Genomic DNA, 14,737 nt, shown 5'->3' with positions numbered 1-14,737 from the left:
AGAGGCAAGCTGGCGCCCAGCTATTTTTCCTTGGCGCCACGCTAGCCGTTTTAGCTTCATCCATTGCGGAACGGGGGCTTTTTGAAATATAGGAAAGTAAATCATTTCGTTATCCTTTCTCTATATTTCTCGGAATGAAACGCGCCGCCAATGGATGGCAACAGCCGTTTCGCCTGGATTACAAGCAAGGGTCTGAATAGATACTAAGGATGGGAAATTTTGAACTTTGCTCTCGAATTCGGTATGCTGAAGAAGCGATATTAATTTTATAGTATGAAGGTGAATGGATAATGATAGAGCCTGTATTGGAAGTTGCCGATTTGACAGGAGGATATAGTCCGCGCCGTCCTGTCCTGCATCATGTATCGTTTCAGCTGCGTCCGGGCGAAATGGTCGGCTTAATTGGCCTCAATGGGGCAGGCAAAAGTACGACAATTAAGCATATTCTCGGCTTGATGAAGCCGCAGCAGGGTGAGGTTAAGGTTGGGGGCGTCAAGCTGGAGGAAGATCCGGATCGCTACCGCTCCGCTTTTGCCTATGTGCCCGAAACCCCGGTGCTATTCGACGAGCTTACGGTTGAGGAGCATTTGCGTCTGACGGGAATGGCCTACGGGGTTTCTGTTCAGGAATATGAAAAGAAGCGAATGGATTTGTTGAACGAGTTCCAGATGAATGCGAAAAAAGGAGCTTTTGCCGCCCATCTATCTAAAGGGATGAAGCAGAAGGTCATGATAATGAACGCGCTGCTGTCAGAGCCGCCATTATACATCATTGACGAGCCGTTTCTTGGGCTGGACCCGCTGGGCATTCGCTCCTTGCTGGAACGGCTTGTGGAAGTTAAGCAGAACGGCTCGGCTATTTTGATGAGCTCGCATATTTTAGCTACGGTAGAAGCTTATTGCGACAAGTTTATTGTGATGCATCATGGACGCATCGTTGCCAGCGGAACGCTTGCGGATGTATGCGAAGCGGCGGGCATGGCGATGCGCGGCGGAACGCTGGAGGATGCGTTCTATAAGCTCGTTGCTGGAGACAAGCCATGATGGCTAAATCGCAAGAAGCTAATCAAGAGCAGAAGCAATTGAAGGAACAGGCGATGCAAAAGCTATGGAAAAAGCGTGCCCGAAGCTTCCGCGAGGAAACGCTGCCGTATTTGCGCTATATGGGACAAAGTGGATTCCCGCTGTTTCTTTCGCTTTTTGTCATTACCGGGGTGTTTAGTTATATTAAGCTGATTCGTGACGTGCCGGCTGATTTTCCGACCGCGCTGGTTGGCATAGTGGCACTGGTTCCCGTGCTTTGCTGGAGCCCGTTTCGCACCTTTCTGCAGGCGGCAGATGTCGTCTTCCATATGCCGCAGGAATCAGCGATGCGCCGTTATTGGGGATCTTCCTTTAAGCGAAGCATTATAGCTCTGGTCGCTTTATGCGCCTTCCTGCTGCTTGCTTATTGGCCTATTTACACGCAGGGCACCGGCCCAGCGGATATGTGGCTGCTGGTTTTGGCTGCGGCTGTGCTTCGTATAGCAAATACAGCTGCTGCATGGCGGGAACGGCAGCTGGCCTGGGGCGGCATGAGAATGCTGTTTCGAGTGGCTCGCTGGGCAGCGACGGCGCTTGCTTGGGCGGGTATGCTGACCCGTGCACCGCTGTATGCGGGAGGCTTTATAATATTGCTCCTCCTGCTATTCGCCCTGCTGTACAGGCTCCCTAGCCGATTCGTCATCCCATGGGAGCGGCTAATTGAAGAAGAGGCAGCGACGAGAAGAAGGTATTATGTCTTTTTCGGTTTGTTTATCGATGTGCCTACGATGCCATCACGAACAGCTGGCCGCAAATATCTTTCCTGGGTCATGAACTTTATACCCTATCGCCGCCTTCTGACTTACGATTATTTATATGCGGCTTCCATGCTGCGAATGGAAATGGGAGGCATTTTGCTAAGGCTGCTCGCCTTGTTCGCGTTTATTGCCTATTGGATGGCGGATGCGGTCTGGTTGTCCGGCTGGGGTGCTGCCTGTGCTTATGCAGTATTTATGCTCATTGTTGGGGCCCAGCTTGGCGGGCTTCGCCATACGCATCGTTATACGGTATGGCGGCATGTTTATCCGCTTCCTGATGCGCAAAGGATGGAAAGCCTCATCCGGCTGGACCGATGGACGATGCTCATTATTGCCCTGCTTATGTGGCTTCCTGCGTGCATTATGCTGCTGCGTGCCAACTGCCTGCTTGCTGCAGCAGCAGCACCGATTGCAGCGATCGTCTATTTGCTTACAATTCGCCCGCTCAGACTGCGCCGCGCTTTTGCTGCTGATGCGGAAGAAGATTAGATCGCCTCACCTGCCAGGGTGGCAGCCTATTATAGATAAGGGCCCGGGTATTGCGGTGAAAAAACTGAAAAAACGTTCAAATCCACTGAAACAGGTGGGTTTGGACGTTTTTTTATTAAGACGGTTAATTAAACTAACGTCTCCCGAGGAAGCTCAAACATATCGCAGAATCCACTCTTTTATTTGTGATGCAACGATGCTTACATCCGTTTCCGTTGTATCAATAGTAGACATTGGTGGATTATACTCTTTATCGGCAATTTCAAGCAATTTCTCTGCAAAGTTTATGTGTTCTTGAATCATTTCATCTGACCAATTTCTTTCACGCAAACGTTTCTCACGAGTTTCTTCATTATAATTGGTAGAGACACCATTAGTTTTCCGTCAGACTTTGAATTAAAGCACATTAGAGCTGGAAAATTAGTCAAGTCGGCTGCACCAGGACAATCAGCAGAGGCAGCACGATAAAGGAGGCGAGCGTCGTCCATAAAATACAGCGGGAAACGAGCTTCGGCGATGCTTCAAATTGCTCCGCCATAATAACGGCGTTGACTGCCGTCGGCATCGAGGCGAGTATAAGCAGGACGGCGAATAGCATCCCTTTTACCTGCAGCAGCCAGAGCAGAAGGGCTGCGATGACTGGAGAAAGCAGCAGCCGGATCGCGATAGCCGTCCAGAGCGGCTTGCTCAGGACCGAATCGGTCGCTTTATTGCTGCTGCGCGCTCCGGCCATCTGTGCGCCTAGCAAAATCAGCACGACAGGCGCATAGGCGTAGGACAGCATTGATAGGCCTTCCTCTACAGCCGCGGGCATAACCATACCTGTGTACCGGATAATGACCGCGAGCACAACGGCGTATAAAGCGGGAAGCTTGCATACCGATTGGACCGCTTTTTTTACTGAGAAATGGGAGCGGGCTGCGAAATACACGCCAACGGTATTGACAAGAATCATTTGCGAGATGACGTAGACCGATGCTTTGGCAAGCCCAAGCTGGCCGAAGGCGAGCAGCACGAGCGGCAGTCCATAGTTGACACAGTTCGTAAATACAGATACAAGCGTGAGGCCAGCTTGGTCTGCTGGAGAAAGCCGCAGCAGCCGGGAGGCGAGAACGGCGACGAGCCAGAGAGCGACCAAATTAATAATGCTGAATGCGCTCGTCTGAATAATATCTGTCATCGACAGCTTGGCGCTGATCAGCGTCTCCAGAATAAGAGCCGGGCTGAGCAAATAAAGGGCAATGGTTGATAGGGGCTTCGTCTCCAGTCCCCGCCAGCGCTTCAAGGCAGCTCCTCCAAGGACAGGCAGCGAAATCGGCAGAAACACGCCATATACGATAAGCAAAAATGAATGCAGCATACGAATCAGTCCTTTGCCTAAATCAATATGCCTTATTTTTGCATAAAGCGTCTGTTAGCGTCCAAGACCCTTTTCCTATATATTCATAAGCTTTGGCTATATACAGCTCTGCGAGCCTTCAACGCATTACCCTCATTATGCAAGCTTGAGATGCATATGGCGCAAATACCGCCAGCGAATCATGAGGAAATAGGCGAGTTGGAGGAGGAAGAAGCTAATATAGATCATTAACGCTGCGTTCAGCATCGAGATATCGAGCAGCAGCGCAATATTTATAAAGGCGACGATGCCATGCACAAGCGCAATCGCAAAGGGCAGGAAAAACATAATGAGCAGTTGCCTTGTAACCAGCCGGTTCAGCTCCTTGCCGCTGAGGCCGATTTTGCTAATCATCTGGTATTGCTTTTCGTCCCGCTCTAAATCGGCATACAGCCTAAAGTAAATAAAGCTGACAGCATAGGTGAAAAAGACCCCGCCCACAAGCACGCTTATAATAAGCAATAGCCCGTTAAGCTGCTTGAATTCATACCATTCAATTACGAGTGACCGTATATTATAATAGCCCTGCGTGTCCTGTGGGATTTCCTTCATAACGCTTTGCGCCACGCCGATCGTGTCGATCCAATTGGGAATGACATAATAATAGGTGACCTGGTTCGTGTCGTCTTTCATTCGGTTCATCGCTTGGAAATAATCATCTGAAACGACATAAACATCATTGTAATTATTTAATACGAAAGAAGGAAGTCTCTTTACTACAGTAAGCTTCCGCTGCTTTTCGCCTGGCGCGACGTTTCCTAAATCCAAAATGGGCTCAAAGGCCGTCACGTTCTGGGCGCGCGAGACTTTGCCTGAGGCGATAAAAGCTTCGCTGGGCACATTTAGCGTCTCGGCGGCGAACCCGAGTGCAGTGGCAAGCTGATTGTATTCGGACAGACTCATGACCGACTGCCATTCTTCCGTGTTTTTAATGTGTGAAGCGCCTTTTGTAAAAGTAAAGCCGCCCTCTGATAGTCTATGCTCCAATAACGCCAGGTGCTGCTTCGTTTGTAATTCACTTTGCGCCAGAGATTCGCTATCACCGCCAAAGGATTCATAAATAAAAGCGTAAGGGTTGTCTTTTTCCGACAGATTCGGATCACCGATCGCAAGGCAAGTGCCCATGCCGCACAAGGCAACCGCCGTTACCGTTGCCACCATGAAAAACATATTGGCATTGTCTCTCATTCGGTAAGCGAGATCGGAGAGCGTCAACAAATTGATTTTACGCAGCAATAAGCTTTCTCGTCCGCGCAGTGCACGAATCACATACACGCTGAGCTGTGTAAACAGAAAATAAGTCCCTAATATGACACTGCCAATGGCGGCTGCGAGAAGTGTCAGTGAGAAGGCGCGACCCAGTACAAAATAAAATACCATTCCGTAGCCTGCAAGCAAAAGAACGGCAGCGAGCAGCGATAACAGCACGGAAGCTTTCGGCTCCTTCTTGGGCTTCTCATCTGAACGAATCAGCTCAAGCAGCTGAGATTTCCGCCCAAGGCGCGACGCGAGTATGGACAGAAGCAGAAATACGATTAAAAAAGCGCCTGCCGTAATCATCACGCTCTGGATAGGGACGAGGAATTCGAGTCCTTGCTGCAGGACCAGCAGCCGTTCGGTTATAAGCAAAAACAGCTTGGTGAACAAAATGCCAAAGCCGATTCCAAAAACAGTGGAAATGAGGCCAATGATTATATTTTCTACAAAAATCAATCTGCGATACTGCTTGTCTGACATGCCGAGCAGCATCAAAATGCCGAATTCACGTTTACGCGCCTTCAGGAAGGCACCGGCGGAATACATCAAAAACAGAAATGAAAAAATAACGATTAAATATTGCGAAATTTTCAGTCCCATCGTGCCAAGCATAGAGGCAGTTGGACTGCTAGCAGCGATTTCCCCCTGCAAATCCGGATGATACAGCAGCACCGAATAGATGAAAAAAATCATGACCGCGAACGAGCTGCTCATAAAATGCGCGGCATACGTCCGCTTGCGGCGCAGCACATTATTAAACGCGAACTGTCGGAAATTCATTTTCAGTCCCCCCAAGCAGAGCAAGCACATTAATAATTTTCTGATAAAAAGCTGCACGGTTGTCGCCGCAATTCACTTCACTGTAAAACTGGCCATCTTTAATAAAAATAACCCGGTGACAATAGCTCGCCGCCATAGCGTCATGTGTAACGAGCATCATCGTCGTGTTATCCTCGCGATTGAGCCTGCTCATCAGCTCCATGACATCGCGTGCTGATTTGGAATCGAGGTTGCCTGTCGGCTCGTCGGCCAGCAGCAGCTTCGGGTTATGGATGAGTGCTCGGGCAATGGCCGTACGCTGCGCCTGGCCGCCGGATATTTCATACGTTCGTTTGTCCGAAAGCTCAGCAATACCGAGTTTTTCCATGATGGAGGCGGCTCGCAGCTTCATTTGGACGATATTTGTGCCATCGAGCGTGAGCGGCAGCATAATATTTTCGCTGACCGTCAGCGTATCAAGCAAATTAAACGATTGAAAGACGAAGCCAAGCTCCCGCCGGCGGAAAAAAGCAAGCTTTTCCCGTGACAGCTCATACGGGTCTTGGCCAGCAATGCGCAGCTCGCCAGAAGTGGGCTTGTCGATCGTCGATACCATGTTCAGCAGCGTTGTTTTGCCGCTGCCCGAAGGGCCCATAATACCGACGAATTCCCCTTGCTGGATCGTTAAATCAATGTTGGTCAGCGCTTTATAGGTTACTTTGCCGGGATAAATTTTGTTCAGGTTTCGTGCATATAGCAATTCCAATTTGATCTCCCCTTGCTTGATTGTCGATAAACCCAGTATACCCCCCATCCGCGCCTGCTCCTATGAACGCAGCTTTCATTTACCTTACAGCTTTGTAAGATAACAACGCTGCCCGCTTTTGTATCAATAGGGGAAGCAAGATCAATTCTCCACTCTAGTTCGTATACTGAACGCAAGGAAGGGGAAGCTGCACTTCCTCATCAACGAAAGGAGCTGTTGGATTTGAGCGCATATCTCGTGATCGATATTGCTATTTCTAACCCGGAAAACTTCAAGGAATACGAAAATAAGATTTTTGATGTCATGGCACATTTTGGGGGCCGCCCGATCGTTCATGATAGCAGCGTAACGACGATGGAAGGAGATTGGCAGCCGAAAAGACTTGTCATTTTGGAGTTTCCTAACAAACCGAGTATCGAGGCCTTTTACAACTCGAAAATGTACGAACCGTTGAAAAAAATAAGATGGGCAAACTCTACTGGAAAAGCGATCGTCGTGGAAGGCTTATAATTACGAAAAACAAGCAGATTGCCATCCTAAGACAGTCTGCTTGTTCGGTTCTTGTACGTTTAAAACTTTAAAGCACGATTACTTAGTATGTGGATTAAAGGACTGAACAGCGGCAAAGGGGAAAATAATTCGCATCGTCGTGCCGCTGCCTTCTCCTACTTTAGATTCAACCTCGATCTCATGATTCATTTTATCGAGCACGGTTCGGACAATGTAGAGGCCCATGCCCGTCGATTCCTTGAACGCCCGCCCATTTTCCCCAGTGAAAAAGGCGTTGAAAATGCGGCTCAAATCAGAGGCGGGAATGCCGACGCCATAATCCTTCACCTCAAGGATAACCGAACGCTCGCTTTGGCAGCCGCTAATTGTTATTTTCGCGCCGCTGCCTGCTGAATAATTGACCGCATTGGCAATCAGCTGCTGCATAATAAAACGCAGCCATTTGCCGTCTGTCTCCACGACTAAATTTTCCTCGATTTGCATATCCGGGTACACGAAGCTGCGAATAAACAGCCGCCTGTTTTCCAAAATCACCTCGTTGGCAAGCTCCCGCAACTGAATTTTCTCCACCTGAAAGTCCTGCTCGAACGTTTCCAACCGGGCGACGTACAGAACCATATCGAGCCCTTTGCGAATGCGATCTGTTTCTTCCCTCATGCTGTTGTTACGCTCATCGGCTTCTTCCGACAGCATAAGCTCCAGCACGGAAAGCGGCGTTTTCATCTGATGCACCCACTGGTTCATAAAGGTCAGATGATTTTGCTGCTTGCGCTCGCCTTCAATAATCTGTTTCTGGTAGTGGCGATATTGAAGCTGCAGCAGCTCGGCAAGCGACGCAGGGAGTGGAGCGGACTCAAGCTGCTGGATTGACTCCTCAAGACCTGTCTGTGTGCTGCTGAGCAGCGTATAAAATCGGCGGTGGGTCACATAACGGTAAGCCAGAAAAGCAATAAATACGCAGAGGCCAAGCAGCAGAGCATACGAGGCGATAACCATATCTTTATAGCCATCCAGCCAGAACACGGTGGTCACTACGACGAGCTGGATAAGCATAAATAATACAAGTGCAAGCTGGTCCCGTAAAAAAAGCTTCATCGGCGATCGCTCTGCTGATCGCCATTTGTCCAGCTGTCGTTCAGGCGGTAGCCTGTGCCGCGTACCGTTTCGAGCGCTCCTTCAATCCCGAGCTCAGCCAGCTTCTTGCGAACTCGCGTTATATTGACGCTAAGCGCATTGTCATCGACATACGTATAATCATCCCACAGTTTCTCCAAAATCGTTTCCCGGCTTACAAGCCTTTGGCAGCGCTGGAGCAGCGTCTCCACAAGTACGGTTTCCTTTTTCGTCAAAGCTACAAATTGTCCTGATAGATGAAGCTCCATTCGCTCGGGATACAAAATCAATCCGGCATGCTCGACCATCCGCTCCCCAGCAGCTTGGGCATAGTCGCCATAAACACGCCTTAGCTGGCTGCGGATTTTCGCCATTACGACCTCATAATGGAAGGGCTTGGTCAAATAGTCGTCGCCGCCATTTTCGATGGCGCGCACCGTATCCATTTCACCGCTGCGGGCGGAAATGAAAATAATTGGGCAGGTGGAAACGGTGCGGATTTGCCGGCACCAATAAAACCCGTCAAAGCTTGGCAGGTTGATATCCATCAGCACAATATGCGGCTTTACCTGCTCGAATTGCTCCAAGACGCCAGCAAAATCAGTCGTCACAACCGCTGTGTTGCCATATTTCTCAATATGCGCCCGCAGAAGCTCAGCGATCTTCGCATCGTCCTCGACAATCATGATCGTATACATCGTTATTCAGCTCCTTACGCAGCATATGCTCTATTTCAGTTGTTCTCATTTTATTATAAAACAAAATAAACCCCTTGGCCGTAACCGTATTATACACGGCTACTATCCAAGGGGAAAGGAATGAAATGCTGAAATGGTTAAGCGAGCAGTTCGGTTACTGCTTTATAAATCGTATCGTAAAGCGACTCCAAGTCCGCTTCCTCAATGCAGGAGAAAGCGACGCGAAGATCGGTCTCGCCAAGGGCAATGGTACCGATGCCGTATTCCTCAAGCAGGCGCACACGAACGGCCTCGGCCGACACGCCGCTAAGCTTGAGACACATGAAATAACCGGAGTTGAACGGGTAATAGGCTAGCGTATCGCCATAACGGCCGCTATCAAGCAGCGCTTTGACGCGGTTGGCACGCCCCTTCATAATGTCGTATTTCTCCGCTTTCTGCACGTCAAAATCAGGCGATTGCAAAGCCTTCAGCACAAACGTCTGCGAAGGGTGCGGTCCGCTGGAAATTGTAGCCCGAATAATGCCGAGCGTCTTCTGCTCCAGCGCATTCGATACTTTGTCCGAAGCTGCAGCGTACGTAATGAAACCGACGCGGAAGCCCCACACATAATCCTCTTTCGTCGCGCCGTCGATTTTGATAGCTAGAACGCGAGGGTGCAGGTCGGCAAATCTGCCGAACAGCGACTCGTGAACCGAATCCTCGAAAAATAAGCCGAAGTAAGCGTCATCGGTTACAACAACGACATTAATGCCTGCATCTGCAGCGTCCTTGACAGCGGCTACAATCTCTTCGCTTTCTTGGAGGCCTGGCGTATAGCCAGTCGGGTTGTTCGGGAAGTTAAGCAGGACGATGGCTTTTCCTTTATCCTTCTGTGCAAGCAGCGCTTCACGCAAGCCCTCACTGTTAAACGTGTTGCTATCATTAAGTAGAGGATATTCCACGATTTCCGCGCCGCGGCGGATGCCGAAGGTCAACTCGTAGTTTTCCCAGTTTTTATTTGGAATAATAACGGTATCGCCCGCATCTGCGAACAGGTCGGCGACAATGCTCAGCCCATGCGTTAAAGCGTTCGTGACGATAGGATTGCTGAGACGCTTGCCTTCCAGCGAAGGATTTTCTTTCAGCATTTTCTCAAGCCAAGCTGCGCGCAGCTCAGGTTTGCCCGCAGGGGGCGCATATTCATATAGATCTTTAGGATTGTAAGCAGTCAACGTATCCTGAATTACCTTAAGGTGCATCGGCTGTCCGCCTTCGATCGCAATGCCGATTGTGGCATTAAACGTCTTGGCTTTCGCCTTTGCTTCTGCGGATTGGCTAAGTATGCCTTCCTTCGGGAAATAAATGGCTTTTCCTAAAGCTGACAACATGGCATGGACGTTCGGACTTTCTGCGGAGAGCGTCTCATTCAACTGCTGAGCAAGTGGGTTCATGAACTTCATTCCATCCTTCCGAAAAATCAATTCATTTTCTGATCATACTTATCGGGAGCTATTATATCATTTTTTAACGTGTCAGAACCATTTCAAATTCAAATTTTTTTGGAAAATGTGACGACTGCCAGCCGGGGTTGCGCTAAAGTTTGGCGCTGGTGTATGATGACGGCATAGGCTTACGTATCAGGAGGGTTTTATGCTGCATTTATCACCCGATGCATATTTATTGCTGCCGCCTTTCGCGAAGATCGTTTGCGAGCCGGGCTGGAAATGGCAGCGTCGTGAAAAGCCGATGGCTAATTTTGATTTATTTTATGTATGGAGCGGTGAAGGGGAAGTCGAAGTGGGCGGCGTTCATTATCCGGTGGGTAAAGGAAGCTGTTTCTTGTTCCGTCCAGGCGACTATACGAGTGCGACCCATAATCCGCAGAAGCCTCTGGTTCTAACTTACATACACTTTGATACGGCAGAAGAGCCGGTGCTGGTGCCGGAACGGTACCGCCAGCTGCTTGATACGGTAGATTTTGAATATATGCTGTCGCGTTATGTGCGGTTGTTTTTGGTCAAAACCTATGCGGCGGAAATTGAAGCGCGCCTTGTGCTGAAGCAGCTGATGATCCATCTGCTGCGGGAGGACCGAGTGACGAAGCAAACGCCCGTGGAGAAAAAAGCGAGCAATCAGCTGACCGAGGCGATTCACGAGGTCGCCAATTATGTCCGGCAAAATCCCGGCATTGCCCACCGGGTCGAGGATCTTGCAATGCGCGCCCAGCTGTCGCCGCGTTATTTTTCAATGAAATTCAAGGAGCTGATCGGCATGTCGGTCCAGACGTATATGATCAGCACCCGCATTGACCGCGCCCAGCACCTGCTGATGCACGCAGGCATGAATGTGACGGAGGTGGCGGACGCTCTCGGCTACCGCGATATTTTTTTCTTCAGCCGCCAATTCAAGCAATATACCGGACGGAGCCCGTCGGAAATCCGTTAGCCGTCAGAAATTCGTTAGGATAAGTTGTTCGTTAGGATAAGCAGTTCGTAAGAATATGCGGATCGAAATAATAAGCAGTTCGTAAAAAAAGCCGGTGCGGCCTTCATTCCCGACAACAAAGGGGAGAAGGGCGCTCGGCTTTTTTTGATATAAGCATTTATAAGTTTCACACTTGCAAATGGATGGGGTATGGTTAGTCGCCGGGATGAGCTTGTTCCTTATGTTGCGGGCAGTAACGGCGCATGAGGTCGACCGTCTCCGCATCGAGCTCCCGTCCGCGTGCCAGCAGGCCCGTTGTAATAGCTTCGCGTTTGTGCTCATCGGCATTTTGGCCGAATTTGAACTTCGCGTTGATTTGCTGCGGCTCGATTTTCACGACGGCAACTCCCTTGAGCCTGCCCCTGTAGGCGGGATCATCCCCGGCAATCGGCAAATGCCCGCCTTCTGGCTGGAGCTTGATCATCAGCGCTTGCAGCGCCTCGCCTTTTTCCATCAAATCCTCGACAACCGATGCCGTGCCCTCAATAATGACTGATTTGAAAAAGGCGGAGGCCGGACAGGCCATCAGCGGATCGGTAAAATGGGAAGGAATGATCGCATATTCCTTGGCCACACAGAAGGTGACGCGCGGATCTGCTCCGAGCAGTGCCATTTTATCCCCTGCGCGGCTGCCGTGAAAATAAACGTTTCCATTCAAATAAATGTAATTCAGCGGGGTAATGGAAGGGGCACCATCCGCTCTGGCTGTTCCTAGAAAGCCATAGCTCATTTCCTCCAAAAAGGCGTTAACCTCTTGTACATCTTCACTTCCGATTGCAAATTCTTTTCTGCGCATAGCGGACTGCTCCTTTCGTAACCATAGCGATAACTTGAGTAGGGGATGTGCCAAGCGTTCAGCTCGTTATTTGCAAGTTTAAACGGAATATTGACATATAAAAAGATCCACTTTACATTGATTTTATTGAACCACTTTTGAAATGGATGGAAATAGACGGAAGAAGCAGGCAACAGGAGAGTCATAGGAGGTTGAATGATGGATGATCGCTGCCGTGCGGCATATGAGCGGTATTATGAGGAGCTAGGGCGCAAGGCGGATGCGCTTTTTCTGGCGTTGCGCGAAGGTATTGTCGCTGGGATGCTTGAGGATGGGCAGCAGCTCGCCTCCAGCAGAAGGCTTGCCGAAAGCTATGGCATGTCTCGCGGTTCGGTCAATGCCGCTTACGATATGCTTTATGCGGAAGGTTTTGTCAGGCCCGGAAGGGGAAGCGGCACCTACGTTTCCTACAGCAAGCCGGCAGCTACCAAAACAAGGAATGGGCAAGAAGGCAAGGCGAGTGAACTTGCGTTATCCTCTTGGGCGCTGCGGCTGCCGCAGATTAAAGGGAATACGAAGCGGACTGTGCATGAGGAGCCAGATTTCATTGCGTTTGATGTAGGTTATGCGGATGCCCTGCTGTTCCCGCAGAATGAATGGAAGACGACGATGTTTGCAGAGGTCAGAGGGCTGCTGGAGCGTCAGTATGAGGATTACGGGGCGATAGAAGGTCATCTGCCGCTGCGCGAGGCGATTGCCAGCGAGCTGCGCCGCGAGCGCAGCATGATTACAAGTGTAGATCATTTATTTATTACGAGCGGCTCCATGTACGGCATTGCCCTGCTCGCCCAGCTGTTGATTGACCCTGGTGACCAGGTTGTGGTTGAAGACCCGTGCTACCCTGGCATTAGGCGGGCGATAGCAGCTGCGGGCGGCGTTATTATAGATGCGGAAGTCGACGATTATGGCATCGTTCCGCAGGACTGGGATGCGAAGCTGCTATTTGTAACGCCGACGCGCCAGTATCCAACTGGCGCCCAGCTTGCGCCTGAGCGCAAGCTGGAGCTGCTGCAATGGGCTTCCCGGCGCGACGCTGTCATCATCGAGGATGATTATGACAGCGAATTCCGCTGGGGCGGGCGCCCGGCGGAGCCGCTCAAGACGCTCGACCACGAGGGACGGGTCGTGTACGTCGGCACTTTCTCCAAGACGATGTACGCCGACCTGAGGCTGGGCTATGTCATTACGCCGGATGCGCTGCGGGAGCCGCTGAGGAGGGCGAAGTTTTTGCTTGAGCCAAGCCCAAGCTCCATCGCGGAGCAAAGGGCGCTCGCCGTGTTTATGGCGAGCGGGCAGTATGTTCGGCATTTGCGGCGGATGAGGCGCAGCTGCGGACGGCGCCTCAAGCTCTTTAAGGAACAAGCCGCGGAGCAGCTCGCGGGCTTGTTCCGGTTTACGCCGTCGGATGCAGGCTTGCATCAGTACGGCGTGTGGCTTGGGGCAGCCGCGGATTATGAGCGGCTGATTGAACGCTGCCAGCGGGAAGGCGTCAGCTGGAACCGCGGCGAGCGGCTGTGGCGCAAGCCGGAGGAGCGACGCGCTCCGGCAGCGCTGTTCGGCTTCGCGCATTTGGCCGAAGCCGATATTAAGGAGGGCATGCGGCGAATTGCGGCATGCTGGGAGGACGTTCAGCGGCAGCGCGGCTGAACGCGATTGCAGAGCAAAGCAGCAGAATTGCTGTGGCTCGCTGCTGCGGAAACAGAAAAAAGCTCGCTGCCAGGCGGAGATTTCTCCACACAGGCAGCGAGCTTTTTTGAATATAGAAATGTAGGATACGCCTCTTTTGCAACTATGCTCGAATGGCGAGCCACTGGCTTAACGCGGTTGCAAGAGGCCGAGCGGTTCGCCCATTTTCACCTTTTGACCGAGCATTAAGCTAGGAAGCGGGGTGAAGGTTTTATTTTCAGTCAGCAGCACGACTGTAGATCCGAACTCAAAATAAGCAAGATCGCCACCCTTTACGGTGTGCGGCGGCAGCGGCTCAACATATCGAATGCTGCTGACGTTCATGGCGCCGACTTTCACGACAGCCGTTTCGCCGCCCTCATGTTTAATATAAGTAATAAGCCGTTCATTGCGGCTGAGCACCCGGCGCATTTTGGTTAAGCCGAAATCATTGACCGGATAGACCTTGCCGGGAATGTGCTCGCTCTCAACAATAGTGCCATCCACAGGAGCATGAATCCGGTGATAATCGGTCGGGCTCAAATAAAGGACAAAATAATGGCCGTTCCGATAGTTTTCCGCCCTCGGTGAACGGTTCAGCAGCTCTTCAATCGTGTAATCCTGCCCTTTCACATTGACAATTGTGCCGTCTTCGATCGGGCCAATTCCTGTAATAAGAGCGTCAACCGGACTCACAAGGCTGTCTGCAGCATTGTCTATTTTTCGCATGCCTGGCTTTAATCGACGGGTGAAAAATTCATTTAGCGTAGCGTATTCATTTAGCGGTTTCTCGGCTTCCTCGACCTTAATTCCATACATGGAAGCAAAGCGCGGAATAAAACGGCGGCTCGCCCTAGATTGTGCAAAACGCCCAGTCAACCTCGAAATCGACTTGCGTGAGCTTAATTCCGTCATGGCACGAAGTAATCCATCTAGCATG

The 14,737-nt window shown here is 50.7% G+C and carries 14 protein-coding genes; 5 read left to right on the top strand and 9 right to left on the bottom strand.

The window, feature by feature from the left end; all coding sequences use genetic code 11:
• The first annotated feature begins 287 nt into the window (after nucleotides 1-287).
• A complete protein-coding gene (locus MHB80_RS20885; protein WP_341283042.1) occupies nucleotides 288-1,043 on the top strand; it encodes an ABC transporter ATP-binding protein in 756 nt (251 codons plus the stop codon).
• Nucleotides 1,040-2,329 (top strand): ABC transporter permease, encoded by a 1,290-nt coding sequence (locus tag MHB80_RS20880; RefSeq protein WP_341278775.1) that lies wholly within the window; start codon nucleotides 1,040-1,042, stop codon nucleotides 2,327-2,329. The genes MHB80_RS20885 and MHB80_RS20880 overlap by 4 nt, the downstream gene beginning before the upstream one ends.
• A 153-nt stretch (nucleotides 2,330-2,482) precedes the next feature.
• Here MHB80_RS20880 and MHB80_RS20875 read toward each other — a convergent pair whose 3' ends face one another.
• The 4 genes from MHB80_RS20875 to MHB80_RS20860 all read right to left on the bottom strand — a co-directional run bounded on the left by MHB80_RS20875 (nucleotide 2,483) and on the right by MHB80_RS20860 (nucleotide 6,510).
• Entirely contained in the window at nucleotides 2,483-2,659 is a 177-nt protein-coding gene (locus MHB80_RS20875) for a hypothetical protein (RefSeq protein ID WP_341278774.1), read from the bottom strand.
• Nucleotides 2,660-2,753: 94 nt separating this feature from the next.
• Nucleotides 2,754-3,689 carry an AEC family transporter gene (locus MHB80_RS20870; RefSeq protein WP_341278773.1) on the bottom strand — a complete coding sequence of 312 codons (936 nt, stop codon included), beginning with the start codon at nucleotides 3,687-3,689 and terminating at the stop codon, nucleotides 2,754-2,756.
• A gap of 135 nt (nucleotides 3,690-3,824) precedes the next feature.
• On the bottom strand, nucleotides 3,825-5,765 hold the full coding sequence (locus MHB80_RS20865; protein WP_341278772.1) for an ABC transporter permease: 1,941 nt from the start codon (nucleotides 5,763-5,765) through the stop codon (nucleotides 3,825-3,827).
• Nucleotides 5,740-6,510: an ABC transporter ATP-binding protein gene (locus MHB80_RS20860; protein ID WP_341283041.1), complete on the bottom strand. Its 771-nt coding sequence runs from the start codon at nucleotides 6,508-6,510 to the stop codon at nucleotides 5,740-5,742. The genes MHB80_RS20865 and MHB80_RS20860 overlap by 26 nt, the downstream gene beginning before the upstream one ends.
• A 222-nt stretch (nucleotides 6,511-6,732) precedes the next feature.
• On the opposite strand from MHB80_RS20860, the gene MHB80_RS20855 reads away from it, so the two are divergent.
• Nucleotides 6,733-7,020, top strand: a complete 288-nt coding sequence (locus tag MHB80_RS20855; protein ID WP_341278771.1) for a DUF1330 domain-containing protein — start codon at nucleotides 6,733-6,735, stop codon at nucleotides 7,018-7,020.
• A 78-nt stretch (nucleotides 7,021-7,098) separates the two neighbouring features.
• Here MHB80_RS20855 and MHB80_RS20850 read toward each other — a convergent pair whose 3' ends face one another.
• The 3 genes from MHB80_RS20850 to MHB80_RS20840 all read right to left on the bottom strand — a co-directional run bounded on the left by MHB80_RS20850 (nucleotide 7,099) and on the right by MHB80_RS20840 (nucleotide 10,264).
• The gene (locus MHB80_RS20850; RefSeq protein WP_341278770.1) at nucleotides 7,099-8,115 is read right to left on the bottom strand and encodes a sensor histidine kinase; all 1,017 of its coding nucleotides are present in this window, start codon (nucleotides 8,113-8,115) and stop codon (nucleotides 7,099-7,101) included.
• Complete coding sequence (locus MHB80_RS20845) at nucleotides 8,112-8,831, bottom strand: response regulator transcription factor (RefSeq protein WP_341278769.1); 720 nt, start codon at nucleotides 8,829-8,831, stop codon at nucleotides 8,112-8,114. The genes MHB80_RS20850 and MHB80_RS20845 overlap by 4 nt, the downstream gene beginning before the upstream one ends.
• 137 nt (nucleotides 8,832-8,968) lie before the next feature.
• On the bottom strand, nucleotides 8,969-10,264 hold the full coding sequence (locus tag MHB80_RS20840) for an aminotransferase class I/II-fold pyridoxal phosphate-dependent enzyme (protein ID WP_341278768.1): 1,296 nt from the start codon (nucleotides 10,262-10,264) through the stop codon (nucleotides 8,969-8,971).
• A gap of 199 nt (nucleotides 10,265-10,463) precedes the next feature.
• Between MHB80_RS20840 and MHB80_RS20835 the strand changes: the two genes are divergently transcribed.
• A complete protein-coding gene (locus tag MHB80_RS20835) occupies nucleotides 10,464-11,258 on the top strand; it encodes an AraC family transcriptional regulator (RefSeq protein WP_338552302.1) in 795 nt (264 codons plus the stop codon).
• Between the two features lie 193 nt (nucleotides 11,259-11,451).
• Here the strand turns inward: MHB80_RS20835 and MHB80_RS20830 are convergent, their stop codons facing one another.
• The gene (locus tag MHB80_RS20830; protein ID WP_341278767.1) at nucleotides 11,452-12,093 is read right to left on the bottom strand and encodes a pyridoxamine 5'-phosphate oxidase family protein; all 642 of its coding nucleotides are present in this window, start codon (nucleotides 12,091-12,093) and stop codon (nucleotides 11,452-11,454) included.
• Between the two features lie 195 nt (nucleotides 12,094-12,288).
• Between MHB80_RS20830 and MHB80_RS20825 the strand changes: the two genes are divergently transcribed.
• Nucleotides 12,289-13,779, top strand: coding sequence for a PLP-dependent aminotransferase family protein (locus tag MHB80_RS20825; RefSeq protein ID WP_341278766.1), 1,491 nt, complete (start codon nucleotides 12,289-12,291; stop codon nucleotides 13,777-13,779).
• 168 nt (nucleotides 13,780-13,947) lie between these two features.
• On the opposite strand, the gene asd is transcribed toward MHB80_RS20825, so the two are convergent.
• A complete protein-coding gene (gene asd / locus MHB80_RS20820; RefSeq protein ID WP_341278765.1) occupies nucleotides 13,948-14,736 on the bottom strand; it encodes an archaetidylserine decarboxylase in 789 nt (262 codons plus the stop codon).
• Nucleotide 14,737 lies beyond the last annotated feature (1 nt).

It is taken from the genome of Paenibacillus sp. FSL H8-0537, assembly GCF_038051995.1.
GTDB lineage: Bacteria > Bacillota > Bacilli > Paenibacillales > Paenibacillaceae > Pristimantibacillus.
The sequence above is the reverse complement of the archived record's forward strand: the minus strand, read 5'-3'. Positions and strand labels throughout refer to the sequence as shown.